Source organism: Chitinophaga barathri (assembly GCF_003807585.1).
Classification (GTDB): domain Bacteria; phylum Bacteroidota; class Bacteroidia; order Chitinophagales; family Chitinophagaceae; genus Chitinophaga; species Chitinophaga barathri.
In genome coordinates this window covers 192593-218153 of sequence record NZ_RMBX01000012.1, presented here as the reverse complement: position 1 = coordinate 218153, position 25561 = coordinate 192593, and the positions used below count along the sequence as shown (strand labels likewise).

General features: G+C 52.4%; 21 protein-coding genes. 2 read left to right on the top strand and 19 right to left on the bottom strand.

Going from position 1 to position 25561, the window contains the following annotated elements; all coding sequences use genetic code 11:
• Positions 1-90 precede the first annotated feature (90 nt).
• From EG028_RS21360 to EG028_RS21320, 9 genes are all read right to left on the bottom strand, one after another.
• On the bottom strand, positions 91-1272 hold the full coding sequence (locus EG028_RS21360; RefSeq protein ID WP_120518363.1) for a FecR family protein: 1182 nt from the start codon (positions 1270-1272) through the stop codon (positions 91-93).
• Positions 1273-1354: 82 nt separating this feature from the next.
• Positions 1355-1951, bottom strand: a complete 597-nt coding sequence (locus EG028_RS21355; RefSeq protein WP_120518362.1) for an RNA polymerase sigma-70 factor — start codon at positions 1949-1951, stop codon at positions 1355-1357.
• Between the two features lie 156 nt (positions 1952-2107).
• Positions 2108-3442, bottom strand: coding sequence for a Gfo/Idh/MocA family oxidoreductase (locus EG028_RS21350; RefSeq protein WP_120518361.1), 1335 nt, complete (start codon positions 3440-3442; stop codon positions 2108-2110).
• Between the two features lie 267 nt (positions 3443-3709).
• Positions 3710-5080, bottom strand: a complete 1371-nt coding sequence (locus tag EG028_RS21345; RefSeq protein ID WP_120518360.1) for an alkaline phosphatase family protein — start codon at positions 5078-5080, stop codon at positions 3710-3712.
• Positions 5081-5131: 51 nt separating this feature from the next.
• Positions 5132-6340: a metabolite traffic protein EboE gene (gene eboE / locus EG028_RS21340; protein WP_120518359.1), complete on the bottom strand. Its 1209-nt coding sequence runs from the start codon at positions 6338-6340 to the stop codon at positions 5132-5134.
• 38 nt (positions 6341-6378) lie between these two features.
• Positions 6379-7530: a 3-dehydroquinate synthase gene (locus EG028_RS21335; RefSeq protein WP_120518358.1), complete on the bottom strand. Its 1152-nt coding sequence runs from the start codon at positions 7528-7530 to the stop codon at positions 6379-6381.
• A gap of 166 nt (positions 7531-7696) precedes the next feature.
• Complete coding sequence (gene eboC, locus EG028_RS21330) at positions 7697-8599, bottom strand: UbiA-like protein EboC (protein WP_241559189.1); 903 nt, start codon at positions 8597-8599, stop codon at positions 7697-7699.
• A 45-nt stretch (positions 8600-8644) separates the two neighbouring features.
• Positions 8645-9631 carry a TatD family hydrolase gene (locus tag EG028_RS21325; RefSeq protein WP_120518357.1) on the bottom strand — a complete coding sequence of 329 codons (987 nt, stop codon included), beginning with the start codon at positions 9629-9631 and terminating at the stop codon, positions 8645-8647.
• A 63-nt stretch (positions 9632-9694) separates the two neighbouring features.
• On the bottom strand, positions 9695-10573 hold the full coding sequence (locus EG028_RS21320) for an EboA domain-containing protein (protein WP_123864752.1): 879 nt from the start codon (positions 10571-10573) through the stop codon (positions 9695-9697).
• A 645-nt stretch (positions 10574-11218) separates the two neighbouring features.
• On the opposite strand from EG028_RS21320, the gene EG028_RS21315 reads away from it, so the two are divergent.
• Entirely contained in the window at positions 11219-11626 is a 408-nt protein-coding gene (locus EG028_RS21315) for a transmembrane 220 family protein (RefSeq protein WP_120518355.1), read from the top strand.
• Between the two features lie 130 nt (positions 11627-11756).
• On the opposite strand, the gene EG028_RS21310 is transcribed toward EG028_RS21315, so the two are convergent.
• The 10 genes from EG028_RS21310 to EG028_RS21265 all read right to left on the bottom strand — a co-directional run bounded on the left by EG028_RS21310 (position 11757) and on the right by EG028_RS21265 (position 21988).
• Positions 11757-12011: a Txe/YoeB family addiction module toxin gene (locus EG028_RS21310; protein ID WP_120518354.1), complete on the bottom strand. Its 255-nt coding sequence runs from the start codon at positions 12009-12011 to the stop codon at positions 11757-11759.
• A 3-nt stretch (positions 12012-12014) separates the two neighbouring features.
• The gene (locus tag EG028_RS21305; protein ID WP_120518353.1) at positions 12015-12266 is read right to left on the bottom strand and encodes a type II toxin-antitoxin system Phd/YefM family antitoxin; all 252 of its coding nucleotides are present in this window, start codon (positions 12264-12266) and stop codon (positions 12015-12017) included.
• Between the two features lie 295 nt (positions 12267-12561).
• Entirely contained in the window at positions 12562-15969 is a 3408-nt protein-coding gene (locus tag EG028_RS21300) for a ThuA domain-containing protein (protein ID WP_120518352.1), read from the bottom strand.
• A 100-nt stretch (positions 15970-16069) separates the two neighbouring features.
• A complete protein-coding gene (locus EG028_RS21295; protein ID WP_120518351.1) occupies positions 16070-16795 on the bottom strand; it encodes a ThuA domain-containing protein in 726 nt (241 codons plus the stop codon).
• A 7-nt stretch (positions 16796-16802) separates the two neighbouring features.
• Positions 16803-17522: a 3-keto-disaccharide hydrolase gene (locus tag EG028_RS21290; protein ID WP_120518350.1), complete on the bottom strand. Its 720-nt coding sequence runs from the start codon at positions 17520-17522 to the stop codon at positions 16803-16805.
• Positions 17523-17547: 25 nt separating this feature from the next.
• Positions 17548-17952: a c-type cytochrome gene (locus EG028_RS21285; RefSeq protein WP_120518349.1), complete on the bottom strand. Its 405-nt coding sequence runs from the start codon at positions 17950-17952 to the stop codon at positions 17548-17550.
• A 65-nt stretch (positions 17953-18017) separates the two neighbouring features.
• Positions 18018-19070 (bottom strand): sugar phosphate isomerase/epimerase family protein, encoded by a 1053-nt coding sequence (locus tag EG028_RS21280; RefSeq protein ID WP_123864751.1) that lies wholly within the window; start codon positions 19068-19070, stop codon positions 18018-18020.
• Positions 19071-19279: 209 nt separating this feature from the next.
• Positions 19280-20443, bottom strand: coding sequence for a Gfo/Idh/MocA family protein (locus tag EG028_RS21275; protein WP_120518347.1), 1164 nt, complete (start codon positions 20441-20443; stop codon positions 19280-19282).
• A gap of 26 nt (positions 20444-20469) precedes the next feature.
• Positions 20470-21708 (bottom strand): MFS transporter, encoded by a 1239-nt coding sequence (locus tag EG028_RS21270; protein WP_120518346.1) that lies wholly within the window; start codon positions 21706-21708, stop codon positions 20470-20472.
• 61 nt (positions 21709-21769) lie between these two features.
• Positions 21770-21988 carry a hypothetical protein gene (locus tag EG028_RS21265; RefSeq protein WP_123864750.1) on the bottom strand — a complete coding sequence of 73 codons (219 nt, stop codon included), beginning with the start codon at positions 21986-21988 and terminating at the stop codon, positions 21770-21772.
• Between the two features lie 204 nt (positions 21989-22192).
• Between EG028_RS21265 and secA the strand changes: the two genes are divergently transcribed.
• Positions 22193-25522, top strand: a complete 3330-nt coding sequence (gene secA, locus EG028_RS21260) for a preprotein translocase subunit SecA (protein WP_120518345.1) — start codon at positions 22193-22195, stop codon at positions 25520-25522.
• Positions 25523-25561 lie beyond the last annotated feature (39 nt).

The window sequence follows — 25561 nt, the reverse complement described above, 5'->3', positions numbered from 1 at the left end:
ATGTTTTTAAGTTCAATAATTTCAAAATGGACAATACACCGGCTATACAGGCAGTGCCCTGCCGGTTCAGATAAGTTTCATGGTAGTTTTTTATTGACTGACCCTTACGGTTCTCCCCTCTACCGTAAAGTGTACATTGGCTGTAAGTTCCAGAATTCTTAATGCCTGCGAAAGGTTCTCCTGTTTGCGCATCGCGCCTGTTACATGAATGTTCCCGGTAACTTTGTTGTCATACGCTACATCCACATCATACCAGCGGCCCAGCTCCCGCATAACGGCGGATAACTCGTCGTTGCGGAAATTGATGATACCGTTTTTCCATGCAGTGGCGCCTTCCGGGTCGCCTTCCGCCATGGCCAGTGAGTTGGATGCGGGCGTAAACGTAGATTGCTGGCCGGGTTTCAGCGTTACCTGTTTACCAGCGGATATTACCCGTACCGCGCCCGCCGTGAGCGTCGTGGTAAACTCCCGCTCATCCGCATAGGCTTTGATGTTGAAATTCGTGCCCAGTACCTGTACTTTCATGCCGTTCATGGTCACATAAAAAGGTTTGAAGGCATCCGTGGCCACTTCAAAATAAGCTTCGCCTGAAAGTTTTACTTCTCTTTCGCTGCCGTTGAATGCCATCGGGTATTCCAGGCTGCTGGCGGCGTTCAGCCATATTTTCGTGCCATCGGAGAGTTGTACGCGGTACTGTCCGCCCCTCGGGGTGATGAGGGTATTGTAGGCCATTTTCCCATCCTGTCCGTCTTCGTTGTAGATCAGCGATTCATCCTGCTTGCGTATCTTTTCTTCGCCTGCAATAGCACCGTCCGCCGCCTGGTCCAGCACTACGGAGCTGCCATTGCTCAGCACCAGGCGTGCTTTGTTTCCTCCCGGCGCAATATCTCCTTTGTGAAGGTCCGCGGAAGCAACAGCCTGATCCGTTGCGTTACCCTGCTTTGGCTGCTGAAGGCTGAAGCGGATAATACCGCCCGTGAGCACGATAATACCTGCAATGGCCGCCGCCACCTGCCAGCCCCGGAAGCGGCGCATAGGCACGGCCTTCGTTTCCCGGACGGGCTGCATCTGTGCATGGATGCGGTCCAGGATGTTTTCCTGCAGGGAAAGATCCGGTACCGGGATGTTCCTTTGATGGAACTCTTCCAGCAGCATTTCTTTCAGTTCCGCGGCGGGCGTATGTTCCAGGTAATGAAGCAGCCAGCGGCTTTCTTCATCTGTCCATTGTTCTTTGGCCAGCAGCGTTTTAAGATATTGTTCAGGTTGCGTCAAATCAGGTACCTTTTGATATAAATACACCGGGTGGTGTAAAAAGGGTGGTTGGGGTAAAAAATATTTTTAAGGGCGTTTCTTTTCAGGAGAAATAAACAACCGCCAAAGGCGCTGCGATGGCCAACGCCTGCCATTCGGGCTGCAGGCGGATGTAATCGTGGATGAACCGGCTGGCTTTGGAGATGTGCTCTTTTACGGTATTGTGGGATATCTGGAGTTCGGAAGCGGCTTCCGCATATGTTTTGCCTTCCATCTTACACAGCAGGAACACCTTTTTGCGCTGGGGCGGCAGCTGGTCGATCGCTTTTTCCAGCACTTCCAGCTGCAGGCTGGTATGATCCCATTCTGCGGCGCCGGACATATCCGCCTGTTCCGCAAACCCTTCCATATGCAGCCGTTGCCTGAGCGTGGCGCGGAGGTGATTGACAGAACGGTTATAACTGACTACAAACAGCCAGTTGCCCGCCGTAGTACCTGCTTTCAGCGAATGTCTTTTTTCCCAGAGGCGGATAAACACTTCCTGCACAATATCCTGCGCAGCGGAAGGCTCCCGCACCAGGCGGAGTATGTTTGCGTACACAGAGGGAAAATACAGGCGGTACAGGGCATCAAACGCCGCGACGTCGTTTTCCCTTAATGCATCCACTAATAATATTTCTTCTGACTCCCTGGAAGACATGCTGATTCCTATGTTTAAACTGGTTGCCGTAGCGCGGCTTTAGATTCCGCGGGGGCAAATATTCAGCTTTTGGTTGACCGGTAAAAACCGTGGGAGCCAATTTAATAATTAAATAATACAAAAGAAAGAGGCCGCTGAAATTGCGGCCCCCTTTCTTTACACCTTTGGTTCCCAGCCCTTTTCGTAGGACCGTCCCCAAAGTGCGGCTGCTTCCTTGTTATGCAGAATATGACCATTTTTCGGATCGGTGGTGAGGATGGAGCCGGTGCGCTGGGAAATATTGCCCAGGTGGCAGAGCAGCACGCTTTTGCTGCCTTCCAGGATGCCGTAGTTCAGCTTGGCATTTCCCCTGATGGTTTCCATCCAGTTGCTGATGTGTACCGCGTCCAGGAATTCCCCGGCGGGGCTCACCACGTTGGTGGCGTCGCGGTTCTCTGTTTTGCTCTCTTTTACTTCTTTTACCACGGCGCCTTTCAGGTCCATGATCTTATAGCTGTCACCGCCATCGCAGTAAAGGGAACCTTTTTCGCCGAAGATGGTGAAGCCCCGCCCTGACCCTTCCAGCTTGTAGGGATGGGAGCTGCGGCCTTCCCACACGATGGCGCGGTTGCCTTCGAAGTTGAAGGTGATGGTCTGTGTATCGGGTGTTTCCCAGTCGTCGCCGGAATAGGCGAAGCGGCCGCCGGAAGAGGTGACCGTGGTGGGATAATCCACGCCCATGAACCAGCGCATACAGTCCACTTCGTGTGTACCGTTGTTGCAGGCTTCGCCGGTGCCCCACTGCCAGCGCCAATGCCAGTCGTAATGCACCACATTGTCAATAAAATCGCGGCGTGGCGCCGGGCCCTGCCAGAGGTTCCAATCCAGGTTCGCGGGCACGGGCACTTTTTTGCCTACGCCTATCGGTTTACGGTCGTTCACATACCAGCCGCGGGCGAAGTACACCCGGCCAATGATCCCGTCCTCGTGTATCTCTTTATAAGCCTGGCGCATATTGGGCCAGGAGCGGCGCTGGTTGCCCATCTGCACCGTGCGGTTGTATTTTGCGGCAGCTTCCACTACCATTTCACCTTCGCAGGGGTTGTGGCCTACCGGTTTTTCCACGTACACATGTTTCCCGGCCGCGCAGGCCATAATGGCGGCGGGCGCATGCCAGTGGTCCGGTGCGGCGATCATCACCGCGTCCAGGTCTTTCCTTTCCAGCATCTTCCGCACATCTTTCAGCACTTCCGGCTTGCGTGCCTGCTGGCTTACGGCTTTCAACCCCTTTCCGGCCGCAACGTCGTCCACGTCACAAATAAAACCCACTTCCGCATTCGGCAGCTTGGAGGCTACTTTGGCCAGCCAGTTGCCGCGGGAATTCACCCCCATCATCCCGATCACCAGTTTGTTGCTGGGGGCGTTTTTACCGAACACGGGGAAGTTCAGGACAGTGATCCCTGCCCCTACGCCGGCCATGGCGCCGGTCTTCAGAAAGTCTCTCCTTTTCATAAGAAATAATTTGATTTAGCCTTTGCTTACCTATCTGCATCTAACGTGGCGGACGGGTTGGGAAACCCTTATCCCTTTTGACAGCAATCGGTTGCAATTAAATGTAAGGAATGAATGGGAAATTATCAGGATAAAATAGATGAGCGGGGGAGGCTCCGCAGCAAGCCGGTCTGCATGAGCCGGTTAAACCGGCTAATCGGCTCATTTTCGGGCGAAATCCGAGCCGATTGGGAATATTCATTGCATTATGACAACGGGAATAACATTTTACCCCTCCAGCCCCAGGTGCTGCAAAATAATATCATGCACATCCACGGCCTGCACATTGTCCTTTACCTTTTGTGAGGTAATAAGGACAGGGTGATCTTTTTTGTCCCCGCTGATCCGCCCGTGCGAGCCTTTAATGAGTGTGGCATCCAGCGGGATCACGTCCATGAGGTAGCGGAAGCCGAGTTTCTTTTTCAGCACCTTGCCTATCACTTTCATTTTCACGAAAGGATCGGCCGGGTTCAGGAACATCTCCACCGGGTCGTACCCGGGCTTGCGGTGAATATCCACGATGCGGGCGAAGTCCGGCGCTTTGGCATCGTCTTCCCAGTAATAGTAAGTGAACCAGCTGTCCTCGTCGGCTACCAGCACGATGTCTCCGCTCCGTTCGTGGTGCAGGTGGTGTTCGTGTTTGCCTTCCCGGTCCAGTACCAGTTCTACGCCGGGAATATTTTCCACCAGTTCGCGTACTTCCTTCAGGCAACACGGATCGTTGATGTAAATATGCGCCAGCTGGTGATCCGCCACGGCAAAGGCCCGGGAGGCGCCGGCATCCAGCAGCTCAAGGCCTCTTTCCACTCTCACGCTGATCAGTCCGTGCTCCCGCAGCAGCCGGTTGATGTGAATGGGTTTGCTGACGTTCGTGATGCCGTATTCCGATAATATGATGATTTCGCTTTGCTGCTGTTCGTAGTATTCTACCAGTTGGCGCACCACGCCATCTATCGCTTTCAGCTCAGGCGCGATCTTCGTGTAGTCGTGACCGAATTTCTGGAGGCAATAGTCCAGGTGCGGGAGATAGATGAGTGTGAGGTCCGGATTGTGCCATTTATCTGTGAGGATGGACGCATCGGCTATCCATTGTGTGCTTTTGATATTGGCGCCCGGGCCCCAGAACTGGAAAAGGGGAAAGGTGCCCAGCTCCTGCTGCAGGCGGTCGCGGAGGGAGGCGGGATGTGAATAACAGTCCGGTGCCTTGCGGCCGTCAGACAGGTATTGCGGGCGCGGGGTTACGGAGAAGTCCGCACTGGAATACATATTGTACCACCAGAACATTTTTGAACAGGTGAAACCGGGATGCAGCTGGCGTGCGCGTTCCCATACCTTTTCGCCGTATACGAGTTTGTTGGATTGTTTCCAGAACTTGATTTCGCTGTCTGTGCGGTCGTACCAGCCATTGCCTACAATACCGTGTTCGCTGGGCCACTGGCCGGTGAGGTAAGTGGACTGTACGGCAGTGGTCACTGCGGGCAACATCGGCGCAATGGCAGATGTATGGCGTTTTTTAGCGTAAGCTGTCAAAAAGGGCGTGTGTTCGCCGATCAGGGCAGCAGACAATCCTACCACATCTATTACCACCGTTTTTTTCATAGTTTCTGTTCTTCTATCGCGTTACAATTCCGGTCCAAAGCTAGGGCCATGTCAGGATAATTCCAACTGTTGCAACACCCATTTCATCTCCCTGGCGATGGATCCGCCCATTTCCTGTTTTAATCCCGGAGGCAGTACTTCCCAGGTATAGGTTTCCACTTCAAGGTGTTGGGTGAACGGTTTGGCGGCCTGCAATGCCAGCACGCGGCTGATATCGTCGCGGGTGGAAGTGAGTACGCCAAAGTCCTGTACAAATACCGGCACGTGGAAATGCGCGCGCCATTCTTCCAGGTCTGCCCTGCCGGCATCAGCGAGTGCCGCGGGCATATCGGGATAATGTACTTTCTGATCGTTGTCCATCCGCGCGATCACCTGGTGCAGGTATATATCTTCGTTAAAAGCCGCAAACGCATTGACTACAGCTTCCCTTCCCTCTTTCGGGAAGAGGCCTTTCAGCGCGGCGCTTATCTGTATCTTACCAACTTTCAGGCCAAAGAAGTGCAGGCGTTCCAGCACTACTTTCGGCTCTTCGTAGCTCACCGCGAAGTGGCATACGTCATAACACAGCTGCACATGATTTTTAATGGCCAGTGTGGCTTCTTCTTCCGTCATGCCGAACTTCTCCGTGAATATCATCACGCCCGCGGGAAGCAGGTGCTGGAAATACCAGTCGATGTATTCCTTAGAGTTTTCCAACATGCCGTCCGGCTCGGGCTCCACGTCCAGGTGAAGCAGGGGGCCGCCGCCGCGGTGAATATGGATCAGTTGCTCCACTACCAGCAGCATGTTCAGCGTGGCGCTTTCCATGATGGCCTTATGTTCTTCGCCGCAGCGGTGCCAGATGCGGTAGGACAGCGGAGAGGTGGACACGCCGCCTTCCATGCCTTCAGGCAGTAATGCCGCCAGTATGCGGAAGAGGCGGATGGTATAAGATACACGTTCCGCAGTGGCCCAATCCGGCGTATGCACCTGGTCTTTTACGCGCTCATGGTGAAAACCGCCGTATGGAAACCCGTTCATGGTATATACGTAACAATCATTTTTTTTCAACCATTCACGAAAGGCATTTAAAGGCCCTTCCTTCGACAATTCGAGGCTGGCCAGGTTACTGAGCCGCAGGCCGATGCCAAAGGGCTTGTCCGGGCTTACAAGCGCTTTTACGGCGGGAATGAACCGCTGCAGCTGGGCAAAATGATCTCCCCAGCTTTCGCCTGCGTGAATATTGGTGCAATAAGTCAGGTGGCCGGATGGCGTATACATGTGTGTAGTCTTGTGCTAGTCTGATTAAAAAACCCGCGTTACCATTTATCGCGGAGCATGTTCACCGCTTTGCGCAGCGTGGCGGGATCGATGGAATGTACTTCCTTGCCTTTGCCAGGCCCTTCCAGCAGCGCAATGGTAAGTCTTCCGCCCAGGTGCTCCCTGAATTCTTCCAGGCCCGCCATGATGGGAGAAGAATCGTCTTCTATTTCCAGCAGGGGATGGTAAAGCGGGAGGCGCAGCGTTTTCAGCAGCTGAATGATCCTTTCGAGGGATTCCGCGTCCAGCATACCCATCAGCCAGGCGTACACACTGTCCAGCGCAATGCCGATGGATACGGCTTCGCCATGGCGCAGCTCGAAATCGGTGAGCTGCTCCAGCTTGTGCGCGCTCCAGTGACCGAAATCCAGCGGGCGTGAAGAACCGCTTTCAAAGGGATCGCCGGCGCCGCCGATGTGTTGCATATGCAGTTCCGCGCAACGGCGGATCAGGTATTGAAGACTTTTGGGCTCACCCACCGCCAGCTCGTCAGCATGTGTTTCCATCCACTCAAAAAACGCGGCGTCTTTGATCAGTGCCACTTTTACGGCTTCGATCATACCGGAGCGCCAGTCGCGCTCATCGAGGGTGGTGAGGTAAAACGCGTCGTTGAATACGGCCGCGGGCGGCGCAAACGTGCCGAGGAAATTCTTTTTGCCATGGTAATTGATACCGTTCTTCACGCCCACGCCGGAGTCGTTCTGCGACAATACAGTGGTGGGTATGCGGATATGTTTGATGCCGCGGTGGCTTACCGCCGCTACATAACCTACCAGGTCCAGCACAGAACCGCCGCCGATGCCGATCACGTAAGAGTGACGGTCTATGGCGTGCTGGTCCACCGCGTTCACGAGCCAGTAAAATAATTGCAGGTCGTTTTTAGACGCCTCACCGCCGGGCACCACGATGATGTCCTGCACCAGCTCGTAATTGTCCAGGCTGCTGCAATAAGCAGTGATCTGTTCCTGCAATGTTTCATGGTGTTTGGTCACACCATCGTCCACGATAAAAAGTAATTTTTTCCTGATGCCTTTTTCCGCGCGGGAGTCCAGGAACTCCGCGAATACCGGATTGGATGGGTCAAATAAATGTTCCGTAAAGAAAACCTTGTATTCGAACTGTACGCTGAAAGATTGTTGAATGTACGACATAGCTAAGCTCCTGCCCGGTTCCCGGGGAATTTTTAAACGGTTAAATGTACAAAAAAGAGCATTACCGCCTGCTATTTTTTACAGCGGAGGCGAAGCCCTTATCATGTAAACAGCGGATGTGGTAACAGTGGTCGTTTCCCTCCCGGTACGGGCAGGGATGAACGGCTCAGGTAACGGCGAATGCTTTGGACAGCAGCATGGAAAGCGGCAAAAAGGCCAGCACCGCAAGCGGGTAGGGAAATATCGCAAAGGCGGCCACCCAGGCGGCGTTCATGACAATGAGGCCGATAATGCCCCCTTTCACGGCTTTGCCGATATTGGGCCCCGTAGGCTCCTTCATGGCTTTAAAGAGCGGGGTGAGGATGAGATATAATAAAATGACGAGGTAAAAACCAACTTTCAGCGCCTCTCCTTTCATAAATCCCTGCCAGAGGATCAACGCACATACGATGGCGTAACCGATAGCGGCCATCACCAGCGTGCGTTTTTTTCCGCCATGCACTTCATCGCGGGAGATCATGGTGATGGAAGCGATGTACAATACCGGCACTACCGCCAGCCATCCGTAATGCGGCAGCGAAGCGGGCACGATGCTGATGCCCAGCAAAAGGTTCAGCCCCCTGCACAGCCCCATGTTAAAAGGGCCCAGTACTTTGTGATGTTTGCCCCATTTATTGTACACCAGCGCCGCCACCGCGATGCCGATCGCTATAAAACCGGAGAGCTCGCCCACGGTAAAAGCGGCCAGCACGCCTAACAGCAAAAGGTACACGCCCAGCACGACCGCTTCGGTCTTTGAAATAATACCGGAGGGAATGGGCCGCTCGGGCCGCTCTATACGGTCCAGCGATGCGTCAAAAATATCGTTGAATACCACGCCGCCGCCATAGAGGCCGATGGTGGCTATGGCGAGACAGGTCACCTGCAGTACAGCCTGAACGTCTGTGAGCCCATGCGCAAGAAACCCGGCAATGGCTATGCCGGCCATTATATCGGTAATGGCCGTCAGTATATTGGCGGGCCGCATCAGTCGCAGGTAGCCGGTCAGTTTGCTGAGGATATAGTTCACGTTTTAATCAGGTTTTTCAATACAATAAAGCAATGGATAAAATTGTTACCGGATAATGGTGGATTGTTTATTCGGCCTGGGTTGCTGCCCTCCCCGCAAAACAGTGCTTCCATTATATTTCAGGCTCTGATCAATTTCGCCGGGTTGTTCAAAATCCGCTTCGTTGATCTGGCCGCTTTGCGCAAACGCGGTAATGGCGTTGCGATAGGTCACCAGTTCAACATCCGCTTTTGAAATGCCGCGTTCCAGCATCAGCGCGGCCGTTTTGGGCACTGCGAGCGGATCGCTGATGCCCCAGTCCGCGGCGGAGTTCACCATAATACGTTCAGTACCGTATTGTTTCACTACCTCCACCATTCTTTCGTTGCCCATTTTGGTAAAGGGGTAAATGGTAAAGGCCGCCCAGAAACCGCGGTCCAGCACTTCTTTCACGGTCTCTTCGTTGTTGTGGTCCACGATCACCATATGAGGGTCGAGGCCCATTTCTATCGCGATGTCCATGCTTTTCTGCGTGCCTTGTTTTTTATCGCGGTGCGGGGTATGTATCTGCACGGGCAGGCCTGCTTCTTTTGCAAGCAGCAGCTGCGCGCGGTAATATTTTTCTTCAAGGGCCGTCTGATCGTCGAACCCGATCTCGCCAACGCCTACCACGCCTTCTTTGTAAATAAAGAGCGGGAGTATCTCCATCACCTGTTCGCTGAGCGCCTCGTTGTTCGCTTCTTTTGAATTGAGGCCGATGGTGCAGTAATGTTTGATGCCGAACTGCGAAGAGCGGAATCTTTCCCAGCCTACGAGGCTGCTGTAATAATCCCGGAAAGTATCCACGCCGGTGCGTGGCTGGCCCAGCCAGAAGGCGGGCTCTATAATGGCGGCCACGCCGGCGTCCGCCATGGCCTGGTAATCGTCCGTGGTCCGCGAAGTCATGTGTACATGCGGGTCAAAAAAACGCATGCCTTTGATGGCATCCAGGTAAGCTGGATTAAGCGATTGGGGTACGAGATCCTTTTCCGTCAGCTGAGCACTACAACACATATGAATATAAATTACAATTGGGTTTAAATTAATAATAATGGGCGCACCGGCCAATAACATCAATTAGCCATTTACACGACTGGCAACCGTGTGCCAGGTAAGCTTTCCGGCGCTTATGTCTTCTTTCATTTCCTTTCTTGTTTCCAGCAGGTCTTTTGCCGGCTGATATGCAGACGCAGCGCAGGTGAGCGCAGCGGCTTCTCTTTCAGCATGTTGCTCTGAAAACCATATCCTTTCGATATCCTCAAAATTGCCCGCATGGATGAACGGCGCCACCATCCGCCAGATAAGCGGATGGACGGTCCTCCCGGCGGCCCAGCGCTCATGCGCAAAGTCTGTGAGGATGCGCGCCAGCGAGGCATTGGCACGCTCGTCCATCCCAGCGATATGCTGTACCGCTTTTTCCGTGAAGAACGCTTTCATGATCAGCTGGTTCCACGCGGGCTCATCCAGGTACTGTGCTGGGTAAGGATTGTGAAGCATAATAGCTTCCAGCACGCCCCCGATGTTCGACCGGATGCCTTCCGCCGTGCGCATTTTCCAGGATTCCGGAAATGCCAGCAAAGGCAGCGCGCCGTAAAGCGCCACCAGCTCGTTCATTTCGGCGGCGTGAAAAAGATTTTCTATAGCGGGGGAATACGTTTTCTGATCGGCAGGCGGCAGCTGCATCAGCCACCATACCCGAAACAGCCTGTCCACGGTATAACCTTCCAGCTGGAAAGGCTGCAGGGCCACGGCCTGCTCTGCGGTTACGTTAACGGTCCCGCGCCCGAGAAAACGGGGCGCCGCGGTAAAAGCGAGATTAAATGCCTGCATGGAATTTTGCTCCTGCCAGTTGCGAAGTTTATCTGACACCCATTGTTGGCCTTTTTCCTGAGTATTGCTGACGAGTACCTGGTATAGTATTCCCGAAACCGATTCCCTGTTAAATGCGTATCCCATGGGGCTAAAATAATGAATTTCGGGTGTAAGGCGGAGCAGATAATTTTTGCAGGGAGGCGCCGGGGTAGTGGAAAAGCGGCGGCGGATGGGGGCTTTAACGGTTTCGTAAAAATAAAAGAGAGGCAACTAGTGCCTCTCCTTCCGCCATTCTAAAACCTGATTAGTAACCAGGATATTCTTTAGGGGATGCGGTCCCCAATGTCTTTTTCAGGGTTGGTATTTCAAAAGCCGTGCCGGGTTGGTGGCCCTGCTTTATACCTGCAATATAAGGATTAAAAATCGTTCAGCGCTCACCCCAAAGTGTCAAAATTTTAACATTCCCTTTGGAAAAACGATTTTGCAAGAAAAGGAAATCAAGCTGGCTGTCTTTTAATATGGCACTTTTCTGGAATAAAGTGCCTGATTCAAAGTGGAATTTATAAAGACAGAAAATTATTTAGGTTGACGAGTCAGCGTAGATTTTTTATTCATGCAATGGTTTAAATAACAATTTTGTTGTTCCTTATGTTCTAAAATTATAACATTTATTTAACAACCACAAACATCTTGGCCACTTTTTTTTTCGGCCTCATAATCTGATACTTGTGTGCGGGATTTTCCGTAAGTTTAATCAATTTAGCTAATATTATTTCAGTTTTAAACACCATGAAAATATTCAATGTCGTTTTTGCCGTACTGTTTGTCCTTTTTGCCGCACTTCAGTGGAACGATCCCGACCCTTATATCTGGATGCCCATTTACCTTTACGGGGCTATCTTCTGCGGTCTGGCGGCAGCTGGCAACTATTACAAAGGCTGGTACCTGTTCGGCATCTTCGCCTGCCTGGGTTACGCAGTATACCTGTTTTTCGCCAAAGACGGGGTACTCAGCTGGATGACCGAACACCAGGCGGAGAACATCGCCGGCGCCATGAAAGCCTCCACTCCCTGGATCGAAGACACCCGTGAATTTTTCGGTCTTTTTATTATCATCATAGTGCTGCTGGTGAATTTTGTGCATACCAGCCAGAAACGCGCGAAGAAGATGCGGAAGAAAATGATGAAGATCGGATAACATAACTCATTCAATATCAAAAGCCTGCCTCCCTGGCGGCCTTTTTTTATGCCCGGAAGCGGGCCTGTCTATTACAAAAAATGCAGGCCACCATACAATGACCTGCATTCTTAATAATTTGCTTCGTTGATCAATAATGATATCTGCACATCAGAACGTGAATCCTGTCATCATATACCTTGTACACCAGCCGGTGCTCCTGGTCTATCCTGCGGGACCAGCATCCTGCCAGATTCGCTTTTAATGCCTCTGGCTTCCCTAATCCCTCAAAAGGCTGCCGCATCGTATCTTTGATCAATTCATTGATTTTTTTGAGGATCCTTTTATCTGTTTGCTGCCAATACAAATAATCCTCCCAACCCAATGGGTCCCATGATAGGTTCATTCGTTAATCTATAAGCTGGTGATCTTCGCTAATACCTTCGTCAGCGCGGTTGAGCGCTTCTGTCAAACGAGCCCTGTTCTTATCGGACCTCATGAGATGTAATGTTTCCTGGATGGAGTTCCACTCCACCAATGAAATGATCACCACTCCTTTATCTTCTCCACGCGGCACAATCAGCGTATCATGATTGTCTGTGACATTATCAAGATGCGCCTTTAAAGATTGCCTGAACTCGCTATAGTTGATGACTTCCATTATTATTATTTGTACAATTATACGTACTTATTTAAGTACACACCAAAGGTAAGTTTAAAATCTGGATCTGCCAAAGGAAAAGGTGCGATCCTACTGACATCCTCCTGCCATTGTCCGACCATCCTCCGACCGTGTTCAGTCGTAGCAAGGGTTTGAGGGTGTTTCGTCGGAGGATGACCGAAGGTTCGTCGGAGGATGGCCGGAGGTTGACCGGTAAATGACTGTTAATCAATAAAATAGGAAAGGGAAGGATATGATCCTTCCCTTTCCGGGTAAAATTATGTGTGCGCGGGTGTTATTTTGCCAAAAGCCTCACTACTTCAATGCCTACCGGCAGCTTCTCAGCAGCATCGGCCGCCTTAAATACCAGGTAAAGCGTATGTTTTTTCCCGTCATTGAGCGCGGGGAAGGAAATAGTGGCCGTATTCGGCTTGCCGGAGGCAGCGCCCGCACCAATGCTGGCAGTGCCCAATTGCTGGCCGCCCTGGCTGTCCAGGTGCGCGGAAACGGTGTAACCGTACTGCGGCACTTCCTGTACAAAATAGGTCAGCTCCAGGCCGGTCACATCCGTCAGGTCCATTTCGCGGTAAGCCGCCCAGGAATCAGCCGTGGGGATCAGCAGTTTTTTACCGTTGATCTCTACCGAGGAAACTGCATCTGATTTTACATAGCTGCCCGCCTGGAACCTCGGGTTACGAAGTTCAGCGTTTGCCGCGCCGGTGATCGGGCGGATGCCTTTACCGCCTTTATCCGTATAGGACGCCATCAGGTAAAATACACCCCTGTCTTTCAGCTCGTTGCCCATCGTGGGGTCCACGGAGCCGGTTGCCGGAAGGCTGGGCTCCTGTTTGGCGCCGCCCGCGAGGGAGAAGATGTATTCCACGATCTGTTTGGCCTCCGCGTTGGAAATGGTCGGGTGCGCGCTCATCGCGGTTTCGCCCCAAACGCCGCCACCGCCTTTGATGATCTTCTCAGCCAGGTATTCCGGTGATTTCGGATCGGCTTTATATTTCTCAGCTACTTCCATAAAGCTGGGGCCGATAGACTTTTCGTTGGGCTTATGACAGGTCTTACAATCGGAAGATTCCATGATGTTTTTACCCGCAATAGCGCCGGAGATGATCTGGTGGCCCTGGCTCATGGCCGCTTTGTCCCTTCCTTCCATGTACACGCCCTTGATGTACAGGTTGGAAACGTCCAGCGTGCCGGCGGAGGTGCTGCCGTCTTCTTTATCCGTCACGCTTATTTCGTAACGCACCTGTTTGCCGGGGAAATAGAACTGCTGGTTGCCCAGTATGTTCACTTTCACTTCAGGGGTTTCGTTACCCGCGTATACATTGATCATCTTGGTGCGGGAAGTGGCGCCTTTATCGTCCGTTACGTCCACAAACACGGGGAATTCGCCCGCTGAGGTGAAAGTGTATTCGGCATAAGGTTCTTTTGTTTCCAGCTTGTTGCCGTTGCCAAAGTTCCAGAGGTAAGTAATGGCATCGCCATCAGGGTCTACTGCTCCTTCCGCTTCCAGTTTCACTTTGAAGGGCAATGCGCCGGTCAGTTTATCCACTTTCAGTGTGGCTTTGGGCGCGCGGTTGCCGCCGTTGTAATCGATGCGGGAAAGACCTGCGTCAGCATTTTTGCTGAACCAGCCGTTGCCATATTCCAGGATGTACAACCGGCCGTCAGGGCCCATTTCCATATCTATCGGCGCGTTAAATTTAGTGGAAGGCATAAAACGTTCCATCTTCTGGTAGTTGCCGTCCTTATCCATCGTCACAGCCATAATCCAGCCGCGTATCCAGTCGTAGATGAACAGTTTGCCGTTATAATAATCCGGGAAACGGGTTTCCTTGGGATAGAACTCGCTGTAATACACCGGGCCTGCTTCCGCGTTGCGGCCGCCCGCGCCTACGAGCGGGAACTCGTCAGACTTTGCGTAAGGGTACCAGATAAACGCGGAGGTTGCCGGCGGCAGCTCGGTAAGACCGGTATTGTTACGGGAGTTGTTGATCGGTTTGGCAGTATCGAATGCGGGGCCGGAAACACCGGTTTCGTAATCGAAAGCACGGTAAGGCTGGTTGTTCGCGATGAACAGCGGGTAACCGAAATAACCCGCTTTTTTAGCCTGGTTCACTTCGTCGTAACCACGCGGGCCGCGCAGGGAATCGTTGTTGGAGGCATCCGGGCCTACCTCGCCCCAGTATACGTAATTGGTCTTACGGTCCACTGAAATGCGGTAAGGGTTGCGGGTACCCATGGCGTATATCTCCGCTTTGGTCTTATCGGTCGCTTTAAAGAGGTTGCCCTCGGGTATTTCGTAAGTAGCGTCTTCCTTCACGCGGATGCGGATGATCTTACCGCGCAGGTCGTTTGTGTTGGAAGATGTTCTGCGCCCGTCGTATTGCAGGTGGCCCGGACGGTCGTCCATGGGGCCGTAACCTTTACTTACGTAAGGCTGGCCGGGCTCATCGAAGGGCGTGGTATTGTCGCCGGTGGAGAGGTACAGCAAACCGTCGCCTCCGAAGGCGATGGAGCCGCCTGTATGGCAGCAGATCTGGCGTTGTGAATAAAATTGCAGGATGATCTTTTCGCTTTCAGGGATCACTTTGTTGTCTTTGAACGTAAAGCGGCTCAGCCTGTTCACGGAAGTATCCGCGGGGGAATAAAACACGTAGATGTAATTGTTCTTTGCGAAGTCCGGGTCTGCGGCGAGGCCCAGCAATCCTTCTTCCGCATTCACTTTCGGCACGTCCGTTTTGTGATATACGTTCAGGAAACCCACCTGGGTAAGGTTCTTGCGGGATTCGCTGTACAGCATGATCTCTCCGCGGCGTTGTGCCACGAGGATGTCCAGGTTTGGCAGGATGGCCATTTCAGTAGGTTCAAAGAACTCACCGCTGGTGAGCATTTGTTTGGTGAAACGGTCTTCATCCGGTACGCGTTGTGATTTTGCGTTTGCGTAATCCAGTACGCGGTTTTTGCCGATGGCGTATTGAATGCCGCCGAGGATATGTTTGAGATAGGTAGGCTCTGTGTAAGATTCTTCGGTGTGGCCCAGCTCGGTGTACCAGGCGCGGCCGCCGTCATATTCATGATACCAGCTGATCCGGTGATCGTCTCCCATGGTGCCGCCTTTGTAGCTTTTCTCATCTACTTTCATCAGCACTTTGGTGTCTTTGTTCACGTTTTTGAAGTTGTACCATTCATCGGTATGTTCCCATGCGTCGGGGATCTCCGCGGTGGAGGGATGGTTCTTGTCCACTACGGTCAGTTTCGCTTTAGCGGTGCCTGCGGGGTGGTCGTTGAAATAAGCGCCCGCCAGCTTGCCATACCAGGGCCAGCCGTATTCCGTATCGGTGGCGGAGTGGATGCCCACGTAGCCGCCGCCTGCCTGGATATACCGTTCAAAGTCGGCTTCCTGGCGGTTATCCAGCACATCGCCGGTAGTGTTCAGGAAGATGATGGCCGCATATTGCGCCAATGAATCTTCGGTGAAACGCGCGGCGTTTTCTGTTGTGTCCACATCAAAACCGTTATCGGCGCCCAGTTGCTGAATGGCTTTGATACCGGCGGGTATAGAGGCGTGGCGGAATCCTTCGGTTTTGGAGAATACCAGCACTTTGGGTTTGCCGGGCCTGGATTTGGAGCAGCTTACGATGCCAAGGGCCGTCACAGCCAGGATCAGCAGTAATAATGAATTTCTCATTGAGTAAAACGTGTTTGTAATGTAAACGTGGTTGTGCCAAAACGCGTAGAGACGCAATGTTTTGCGTCTCTACGTGATAATATGTTGCATTGCCCTGCGGTCATTTTTTCATACGGGTTACATATTCAATCCCTCCGAGCACATGTTTCAGGAATGCTTCTTCCTTGTAGGATTCTTTCGTATGGCCCAGCTCCGTGTAGAAGGTGCGGCCGCCGTCAAATTCCCGGTACCAGCTCATGGGGTGATCGTTCCCGTTCTTCCCGCCCTGGTAAGAGCTTTCATCTATTTTGATCAGTACGTTCAGACCGGGTACAATGCTTTTAAAATTGTACCATTCGTCTTTTCTTACCCAGCTGGCGTCAAGGTGTCTGGTGGCAGGGTGTTCCCTGTTCACCACCTGCAGCGTGGCGGTTTGCTGGTGCGGATGACTGAGAAAATAAGCGCCTACCAGCTGGTTGTACCAGGGCCACTCGTACTCCGTATCTGTAGCGGCATGTACGCCGATGTAACCGCCGCCTTTTTTGATGTACGATTCCATCACGGTCTGCTGTTCCGCATTCAGTACATCGCCGGTAGTGTTCAGGAACATTACGGCTTTGTATTGTTTGAGGTTTTTGGTGTTGAACACCGACGCGTCTTCGGTAGTGTCCACATCAAACCCGTTCCGGGCGCCCAGCTGTATCATAGCCAGTTTGGCTACGGGGATACAATCATGACGGAAACCCGCGGTTTTGCTGAACACCAGCAGCCTGGGCTTTGCCTTTTTGAAGGAGGAGCCCGCTACCAGTATCACCAGCAGGAGCAGGAGGTATTTTTTGCTGAACATAGGTCAATTACAGTTCTCTGATCTTGATATTTCTGTACCACACTTTGTCGCCATGGTCCTGCAGTGCAATGTGACCTTTGGGATATTTGCCGAAGCCTTCCCAGGTCTTGAATTTGCTGCCGCCTACGAGTTGATTCCACTCTTCGGTGCCCATGGTAGTTTCAGCGGTTTTGTGGCCGTTGAAGATGAGGGTGAGCTTGCCGTCCTTTTTGATGATCTTCGCAGTGTTCCACTCTCCTACGGGTTTGGCGTAGCGCGCGGGTGCGGCGATCAGGTCGTACAGTTCGCCGGAATTGTGTTTGCGGATCTTACCGTCGGAATGTTTATCATCGTCCAGCACCTGCATTTCAGGACCGGTAGCGTAGGTAGCTTTATATTTCGGGTCTTCGTGAACACCGAAAATGATGCCGCTGTTGCCGCCTTCGGAGATCTTCCATTGCAGTTCCAGCTCATAGTTTTCGTATTCGCCGTCTGTGATGAGGTCACCACCGGCAGCACCTGCTTTTTTGGCATCGGTATCCAGGAACAGCGCGCCGTCCTGTACTTTCCAGGCGCCCGCATCTTGTCTCTGGTAGCCGCGCCAACCTGTGGTGGTCTTACCGTCGAACAGGAGTTTCCAGCCGTCTTTTTTCTCTTTGCTGCTCAGGGAAGGGCCGCCCTGGGCATATGTAGCCGTGGAGCCTGCAAGCAGGCCCAGCAGCAACGTGGAAGCGAGTAAACGTTTCATAAAAAAGGTTGTTTAAAGGATGAATTTATTTCACGGAGAGAATGTACTTCACCATTTCTTCCGCGTCGGATTTTGAGATCGCGGCGTGCGGCGCCATGGGTACTTCGCCCCAGTTGCCTGAACCGCCTTTGATGATCTTATCCGCCAGGGTGGCTACATTCTCCGGCGTGTTAGGATATTTAGCCGCTACTTCTTTAAAAGAGGGGCCGATCACTTTTTCAGTTTCTTTGTGACAGGTAGCACAATCCTGTGCTGCCATCAGCTCTTTGCCTTTGCCGGCAACGTCCGCAACCATTGAGTTATCCGCAGCGGGTGCAGTTGTTTCTGTTGAAGATGTGCTTCCTTCTTCTTTCTTTTCACCACCGCCGCCACAAGCAGCCATAAGGAGTACCGCGCTCATGCATACCGGCATCCACATTGTTTTTTTCATCGTTTACCGAATTTTATAATTGAGAAAAATCGTTTTAGCCTCCCGGACATTTTTTTGTCCTCTTATCAGATACCAAGAATCCGTTTATTCAGGTTGTCATCAGCGCCGGTACCCGCAAAGTCGTCAAAGGCTTTTTCGGTTACGCGGATGATGTGATCTTTGATGAACGGAGCGCCTTCCCTTGCGCCATCTTCCGGATGTTTGAGCGCACATTCCCATTCAAGAACGGCCCAACCGGCATAATCGTATTGCGTCAGTTTGCTGAATATTGCTTTAAAATCCACCTGCCCGTCTCCCAGGGAGCGGAACCTGCCGGGTCTTTCCACCCAGCCCTGGTAACCGCCGTACACGCCGGAGCGCCCGGTGGGATTAAATTCAGCATCTTTCACATGGAACATTTTGATCCTTTCGTGGTAGATGTCTATATAAGCAAGATAGTCAAGACATTGCAAAACAAAATGACTGGGATCATACAGCAGGCAGGCGCGGGCATGATTTCCGGCAGCTTCCAGGAAACGTTCGTAGCTGGCGCCGTCGTGCAGGTCTTCGCCGGGGTGGATCTCATAACAAAGGTCCACGCCATTGGCGTCCATCTCGTTCAGGATGGGCAGCCAGCGGGAAGCCAGTTCTTTAAAACCTGCCTCCACCAGCCCCGCGGGGCGTTGGGGCCAGGCGTAAAAGGTATGCCACATCAGGGCGCCGCTGAAAGTAGCGTGTGCGTCCAGGCCGAGGTTGCGGCTGGCTTTGGCTGCGTACATCAGCTGCTGTACCGCCCATTCCGTACGGGCTTTATTGTCTCCGCGCACTTCTTTGAGCGCAAATCCGTCGAACAGTTCGCCGAAGGCCGCATTTACAGCTACCAACTGGCCCTGCAGGTGCGTGCTCAGCTCGGTGATCTCCAGCCCCGCGCCATTCACGATGCCTTTGATCTCGTCCGCATAAGTTTTGCTCTCGGCCGCCTTTTTCAGGTCTATCAACCGCGCATCCCAGGTGGGTATCTGCACACCCACAAAGCCCAGGTCTTTCGCCCATTTGCAGATGCTCTCCAGGCTGTTGAATGGAGCTTTGTCGTCCAGGAACTGCGCCAGGAAAATACCTGGTCCTTTGATCGTTTTCATCTGTTCATAATGATTTTTAGCGGTCAGATGGAACCTTGCGGTGTCATCTGTTCATAATGATTTATAATGGTCAGATGGAACCTTGCGGTTTCATCTGTTCAAAATGATTTTAGAGGTCAGTTAAAACCAGGCCGGATGCCCGGTTCCAAATTGCTCTTTTTTGCTCTGGTTAAAAATCCAATATCCGTTAAATCGTACAAAACGACTTGTTAAATCTCGAATTTCGTCCATTTTTCAGTACTGGCGGAAGATTTCACCACCATATCGATGAACGCCATGCCGCGGATGCCCTCGCTTACGGACGGGAAGTCCAGTGCTTCGGGAGCGGGCGTGGTGCCGTCTATCTTTGACTGTAAAGTGAGCGCAAAATTGCGGTAAAGGTTGCCGAATGCTTCCAGGTAACCTTCGGGATGGCCGCCCGGGGTACGGCAGTTATGCGTGGCATAGCTGCTCAGGTGCGGATTGCCGCCGCCTGCGCGGAGGATCTCCGTGGGTTTGTCCAGCCACTTCACCAGCAGGGTGTTGGGTTCCTGCTGCGCCCATTCCAGGCCGCCTTTTTCACCGTATACACGGATCTTCAGGGCATTCTCTTCACCGGCCGCTACCTGCGATGCCATCAGTACACCGGCCGCGCCGCCGTCGAAACGGAGCAGTACGGAACCGTCATCGTCCAGCATACGGCCTTCCACCATTACGTTCAGGTCCGCGCAGAGTTTGTCTATCTGCTGGCCGGTAATATATTCCGCGAGGTTGGCTGCGTGCGTGCCGATATCTCCCATACATCCGCTTTTACCGGAACGTTTGGGGTCTGTGCGCCAGGCCGCCTGGGCATTGCCTTCGCGCTCGCTGAGTTTGCTCAGCCAGCCCTGCGGGTATTCCACCCATACTTTGCGGATCTTGCCCAGTACGCCGTTTGCCACCATCTGGCGGGCCTGCTTTACCATGGGGTACCCGGTATAGGTGTGGGTGAGCAGGAGGGTAAGACCGGTCTGCTCCACTTTGGCTTTCAGTTGTTTGGCTTCGTCCAGCGTAAAGGTGATCGGTTTTTCGACCACTACGTGGAAACCTTTGTCCAGCGCCATCATGGCGGGTTCAAAGTGCGCGAAGTTCGGCGTCACGATGGTGATGAAGTCCAGCCTTTTGTCTGCGGGCATATTGGCTTCATTTTCCAGCATGGTTTTGAAGTCTGTATAGATCCGGTCGCTTTCCAGGAACAGCGAGCGTCCGGAATCCTGTGCAATTTCGGGGTTGATGCTCAGCGCCCCTGCTTTCAGTTCGATCAGGCCGTCCATATTGGCGGCAATACGGTGGATAGCACCGATGAAGGCGTCTTTGCCGCCTCCGATCATTCCCATTCTAAGTTTCCTGTCCATACTATATTTTGATTTCGATATGATTATTATGCGGTTTGAGCTTCAGTGTGCAGGTTTACCTTGCCTTTGTTCCTGATGCTGAAATACAGGATCGTAAAGGCAACGATCAGGATCGCCGGCATGATCATTACGGTGGTGAGCGTGTCCCTTCCCGCCTGTAATTCCGCGGCAGCTGCATCAGCGCCGGCCTGGAGGGCTTTGGCTTTGTTGTTGTCGTACCAGCCACCCATAAAAGGCAGGATCACAGATACGCTCAGCATGCCCGCGCCGCCCATGATGTTCAGGCCTATCGCGCCGGTTTTGGGAATATATTCAGATACAAAACCGAGCAGGGTGGGCCAGAAATAACATACACCGATGGCAAATACAAATGCTGCGGCGAAAGTAACATAACCGGTGGCGGTGCTCAGCCAGTACAGGCCAATGGTGGCGAAGATAGCAGAGAACAGCAGCATGCCGGCAGGATTCAGCCGGTGTACCACGGGGCCTGCAAAGAGGCGGCCGATGGCCATGATCCCGTTAATAAATACGAGCAGGAGGATAGCGGAAACGCCTACCTGGCTCAGCAAAGCGGTGATCCACTGGCCGGTACCCAGTTCTGTGGCGGCGGTGAGGAACATACAAAGCACCATGAATATAAACAGCGGACCTACGCAGGCTTTCAGCATATCGCTGTAAGAAACGCCTGAGGCTACCCTTTCTGTAGCAGGAAATTTGAGGGAAGAGAAAAGAATGCCGTACAGGATAGTAGGAATGAGCAGGATGCCTACCAGCCACTGCCAGCCCAGGTGAAGCTCTTCCACCATATAATAAGAAATAAGGCCACCGATCGCGATGCCGCCGGGGAACCACATGTGGAAACGGTTTAGCATCTTGGTTTTTTCACCGGAGTAAATGGTGGCAACGAGCGGGTTGCAGGCAGCTTCCACGCTTCCGTTGGCAATGCCGATGAGCAGGGTACCGAGGAACAGTGGCCAGAAGCTCACCGCCGTAACGGTAACGATCACACCTAAAATGTGACCAAAAAATGCGATGTAAAGGATCTTCTTCATGCCCACAATATCGATGAGCGGGCCTCCGATGATCTGGGCAAGGGTAAAGCCCCAGAAAGCGGTACCGGCGATAAGACCCAACTGTTCATTACTCAGTGTGAAGTCCGATCCCCATAACGGCATGATCTCCGCGCGAATAGCAAAGGTCATAGCCGTTACAATTAATGAAAGACAGCTAGTGTAAAAAAGCTTTTTAGGCTGTATCTGCTTCATAGACGTGATTTTATAAAAAATTCAATAGCGTATTTAAAACCTTTAAATTTATAAAAAGTATTTACATATTTTTATCTTTCTTGATAAACAGCAGGCGAATTACTGAATAATTTAGTGATCTCCAACCGATCTGCACAGCAAATCCCATTTTTTTTGATGAACGGATGCCCGTGTCCCCCTTTCCGTAAAAACTACCTTTAAAAATAGCAGCCGCACAATATACAATTCGTGTTGAAAAGACAGTTATTTTTTCTGCTGCGGCAGGATGACAGGCTGGCATTATTTCCCAAAAAAAGGGTGACTATTTAAAGTAATTCCCGCATTTCCCCTCGTGCATCACCTAAAAATTCCTAATTTTACGAGCCTCGGAAAACAGGAACCTTAATTCCTGCCACCTTGGCACTACCTTGCGGGCGGGCTTAATATTTGACTATATTTCACCCGCTACGAGGTTATTTTATCTTTTGAAATCGAAATTTTTAACATGCTAGGTTTTTTAACAAAGCTTTTCGGAGGAAACAAGTCTGAGCGCGACATCAAGCTCATCCTCCCTATCGTGAAGCAGATTAACGAGGAGTTCGAAAAACTTTCATCCCTTACCATTGATGAACTGCGTCATAAAACGCAGGACTTCCGCGCCCGTATCAAAGCCCACCTGGCCGATATGGACAAGGAAATTGCTGATAAAAGAGCAAGCGCGGATACTGATGAAGACGTTAATACCAAAGACCTCACTTACCGCGAGATCGACAAGCTGATCAAGGAACGAGATAAAAAGATCGAAGAAATATTGCAGGTCATCCTCCCCGAGGCTTTTGCCGTGGTGAAGGAAACCGCGCGCAGGCTGAAGGAAAACAGCAGTATTACTGCCAAAGCCACGGACCTGGACCGCCAGCTGGCTGTTAAAAAGGAATATGTGACCATTGAAGGTGACAAAGTGACCTGGAAAAACGCCTGGATCGCCGGCGGTACCGAAGTGACCTGGAACATGGTGCATTATGACGTACAGCTCATAGGCGGCTCCGTGCTTCACCAGGGGAAAATTTCCGAAATGGCCACGGGTGAAGGTAAAACCCTCGTATCCACTCTGCCCGCCTACCTGAACGCCCTTGCCGGCGAAGGCGTGCACATCGTAACCGTGAACGATTACCTGGCCCGTCGTGACAGTGAATGGAACGGCCCCCTGTTCGAATTCCTCGGCATTACCGTGGATTGTATCGACAAACACCAGCCCAACTCCTTCGAACGCCGGGAAGCTTATAAAGCGGACATCACCTACGGTACCAATAACGAATTTGGCTTTGACTACCTGCGTGACAACATGGTGCACAGCCCCGAGGAAATGGTACAACGCAAACACCATTTCGCCATGGTGGATGAGGTGGACAGCGTGTTGATCGATGATGCGCGTACCCCGCTCATTATTTCCGGCCCTATCCCCCGCGGAGACGAGCAGGAATTCCACGCACTGAAGCCCCGCATCCAGCGCCTGGTGGATGAGCAAAGAAAAGTGGTGAACGCCAACCTGATCGAAGCCAAAAAACTGATCGCGGAAGGAAAAGACGACCCGAAATCCGGTGGCCTGGCCCTGATGCGCGCATACCGCGGCCTGCCTAAAAACAGCGCCCTGATCAAATACCTCAGCGAGCCCGGCGTAAAAGTACTCCAGCAAAAAGCAGAGAACTATTACATCGCCGACCAGCAGCGCGAAATGCCCAAAGTGGACGACGGGCTTTATTTCCACATTGAAGAAAAAAATAACAGCGTAGACCTTACCGAAAAGGGCATTGCCCTGATCACCGGCGCGGGCGAAGATCCCAACTTCTTCCTCATGCCCGATGTAGGTTCCGAAATAGCAGACCTGGAAAAGCTGGACCTGACCGCGGAAGACAAACTCCTTCGCAAAGATCAGCTGCTGCAGGACTTTGCCATCAAATCAGAACGCATCCACTCCGTACAGCAACTGCTCAAAGCCTATACGCTCTTCGATAAAGACGTGGAGTACGTGGTAATGGACGGTAAAGTAAAGATCGTGGATGAGCAGACAGGCCGTATCCTGGAAGGCCGCCGTTATTCAGACGGACTGCACCAGGCTATTGAAGCGAAAGAAAATGTGAAAGTGGAAGCCGCCACCCAGACGTTCGCCACCATCACCCTGCAGAACTACTTCAGGATGTATCACAAGCTGGCCGGTATGACCGGTACGGCCACCACGGAAGCGGGCGAGTTCTGGGAGATCTACAAACTGGATGTGGTGACCATCCCCACCAACCTCCCTATCGTCCGTAAAGACGCCGAGGACCTCGTGTACAAAACCAAGCGTGATAAATACAAGGCCGTGATCGAAGAGATCAAGAGCCTGCAGGCCGCAGGCCGCCCGGTACTGGTAGGTACCACCTCCGTAGAGGTGTCCGAACTGCTGGGTAAAATGCTCACCTTCGAAAAAGTACAGCACAACGTACTGAACGCCAAACAACACGCCCGTGAAGCGCAGATCGTAGCCGAAGCAGGTTTGCCCGGCGCCGTGACCATCGCCACCAACATGGCAGGCCGTGGTACGGACATCAAGCTCGGGCCCGGTGTGAAAGAAGCCGGCGGTCTGGCCATTATCGGTACAGAACGCCATGAAAGCCGCCGTGTGGACCGCCAGCTGCGAGGCCGCGCAGGCCGCCAGGGCGACCCCGGTACCTCACAGTTCTTCGTATCCCTGGAAGATGACCTGATGCGTATGTTCGGCTCCGAACGTATCGCCGCGCTCATGGACCGTATGGGCTACAAAGAAGGCGAAGTGATCCAGCACAGCATGATCACCCGCTCCATCGAAAGAGCGCAGCGAAAAGTGGAAGAGAACAACTTCGGCATCCGCAAACGCCTGCTGGAATATGACGACGTGATGAACAAACAGCGCACCGTGATCTACTCCAAACGTAACCACGCCCTGTTTGGCGAACGCCTCGCCATCGACATCGACAATTCCTTCTATGAAGTAGCGGAATCCCTGGTGACGGTTCATCGTGAAACCGGTGACTACGAAGCATTTAAACTGGAAGTGATCCTGAACTTCGCTGTAGACACCTCCATCACCCAGGAAGAATTACAGAAAGGAAACGTACAGGAAATAGCCGAGAAGCTGTATTCCGAAGCCATACATAACTATCACCGCAGGACCGGTGAAGTGACCGGCGGCACATTCCCCGTGATCAAGAAGATCTACGAAGAACAGGGCCACCACATCGAAAACATCTCCATTCCTTTCACAGACGGCAAAAAAGGCATTAACGTGCTGGCGCCGCTGAAAAAAGTAGTGGAAACGGGCGGCAAAGAAACCGTTGCCGCGCTGGAGCGCAGCATCACCCTGGCTTTGATAGACGAATCCTGGAAAGAGCACCTCCGCGCAATGGACGACCTGAAACAGTCCGTACAAAGCGCCGTGTACGAGCAGAAAGACCCGTTGCTGATCTATAAGTTCGAAGCGTTTGAACTGTTCAAACAAATGAGCGCCGAAACCAGCAAAGAGATCGTGTCTTTCCTCTGCAAGTGCGGCATCCCGGGCCAGCAGGGCGAAACCGCCGAGATCACCGAAGGCCGCGAGGAAAAAACCGACATGAGCCGCATGCGCGCCACTCACCAGGAATTTGAAGAGAATGGCAACAGCGCCGGTGCGGCAGCCCCCCGCAGGGAAGAATACGGCCCCGCCACCGCAGAGGAGCACAAGCCCGAGCCGGTGCGGGTAGGCCCGAAAGTAGGCAGAAACGATCCCTGCCCTTGCGGAAGCGGCAAAAAGTTCAAGAACTGCCACGGTAAAGACCAATAAACACCACAATACACCAAATTCATTCTAACGGAGTTACCC

Coding starts and splice junctions, on each gene's coding strand:
- EG028_RS21355 (WP_120518362.1), bottom strand. CDS start 1,951: ATGTCTTCCAGGGAGTCAGAAGAAATATTATTAGTGGATGCATTAAGG.
- EG028_RS21350 (WP_120518361.1), bottom strand. CDS start 3,442: ATGAAAAGGAGAGACTTTCTGAAGACCGGCGCCATGGCCGGCGTAGGG.
- EG028_RS21345 (WP_120518360.1), bottom strand. CDS start 5,080: ATGAAAAAAACGGTGGTAATAGATGTGGTAGGATTGTCTGCTGCCCTG.
- eboE (WP_120518359.1), bottom strand. CDS start 6,340: ATGTATACGCCATCCGGCCACCTGACTTATTGCACCAATATTCACGCA.
- EG028_RS21335 (WP_120518358.1), bottom strand. CDS start 7,530: ATGTCGTACATTCAACAATCTTTCAGCGTACAGTTCGAATACAAGGTT.
- EG028_RS21325 (WP_120518357.1), bottom strand. CDS start 9,631: ATGTGTTGTAGTGCTCAGCTGACGGAAAAGGATCTCGTACCCCAATCG.
- EG028_RS21320 (WP_123864752.1), bottom strand. CDS start 10,573: ATGGGATACGCATTTAACAGGGAATCGGTTTCGGGAATACTATACCAG.
- EG028_RS21315 (WP_120518355.1), top strand. CDS start 11,219: ATGAAAATATTCAATGTCGTTTTTGCCGTACTGTTTGTCCTTTTTGCC.
- EG028_RS21310 (WP_120518354.1), bottom strand. CDS start 12,011: ATGAACCTATCATGGGACCCATTGGGTTGGGAGGATTATTTGTATTGG.
- EG028_RS21305 (WP_120518353.1), bottom strand. CDS start 12,266: ATGGAAGTCATCAACTATAGCGAGTTCAGGCAATCTTTAAAGGCGCAT.
- EG028_RS21300 (WP_120518352.1), bottom strand. CDS start 15,969: ATGAGAAATTCATTATTACTGCTGATCCTGGCTGTGACGGCCCTTGGC.
- EG028_RS21295 (WP_120518351.1), bottom strand. CDS start 16,795: ATGTTCAGCAAAAAATACCTCCTGCTCCTGCTGGTGATACTGGTAGCG.
- EG028_RS21290 (WP_120518350.1), bottom strand. CDS start 17,522: ATGAAACGTTTACTCGCTTCCACGTTGCTGCTGGGCCTGCTTGCAGGC.
- EG028_RS21285 (WP_120518349.1), bottom strand. CDS start 17,952: ATGAAAAAAACAATGTGGATGCCGGTATGCATGAGCGCGGTACTCCTT.
- EG028_RS21280 (WP_123864751.1), bottom strand. CDS start 19,070: ATGAAAACGATCAAAGGACCAGGTATTTTCCTGGCGCAGTTCCTGGAC.
- EG028_RS21275 (WP_120518347.1), bottom strand. CDS start 20,443: ATGGACAGGAAACTTAGAATGGGAATGATCGGAGGCGGCAAAGACGCC.
- EG028_RS21270 (WP_120518346.1), bottom strand. CDS start 21,708: ATGAAGCAGATACAGCCTAAAAAGCTTTTTTACACTAGCTGTCTTTCA.
- EG028_RS21265 (WP_123864750.1), bottom strand. CDS start 21,988: ATGCCAGCCTGTCATCCTGCCGCAGCAGAAAAAATAACTGTCTTTTCA.
- secA (WP_120518345.1), top strand. CDS start 22,193: ATGCTAGGTTTTTTAACAAAGCTTTTCGGAGGAAACAAGTCTGAGCGC.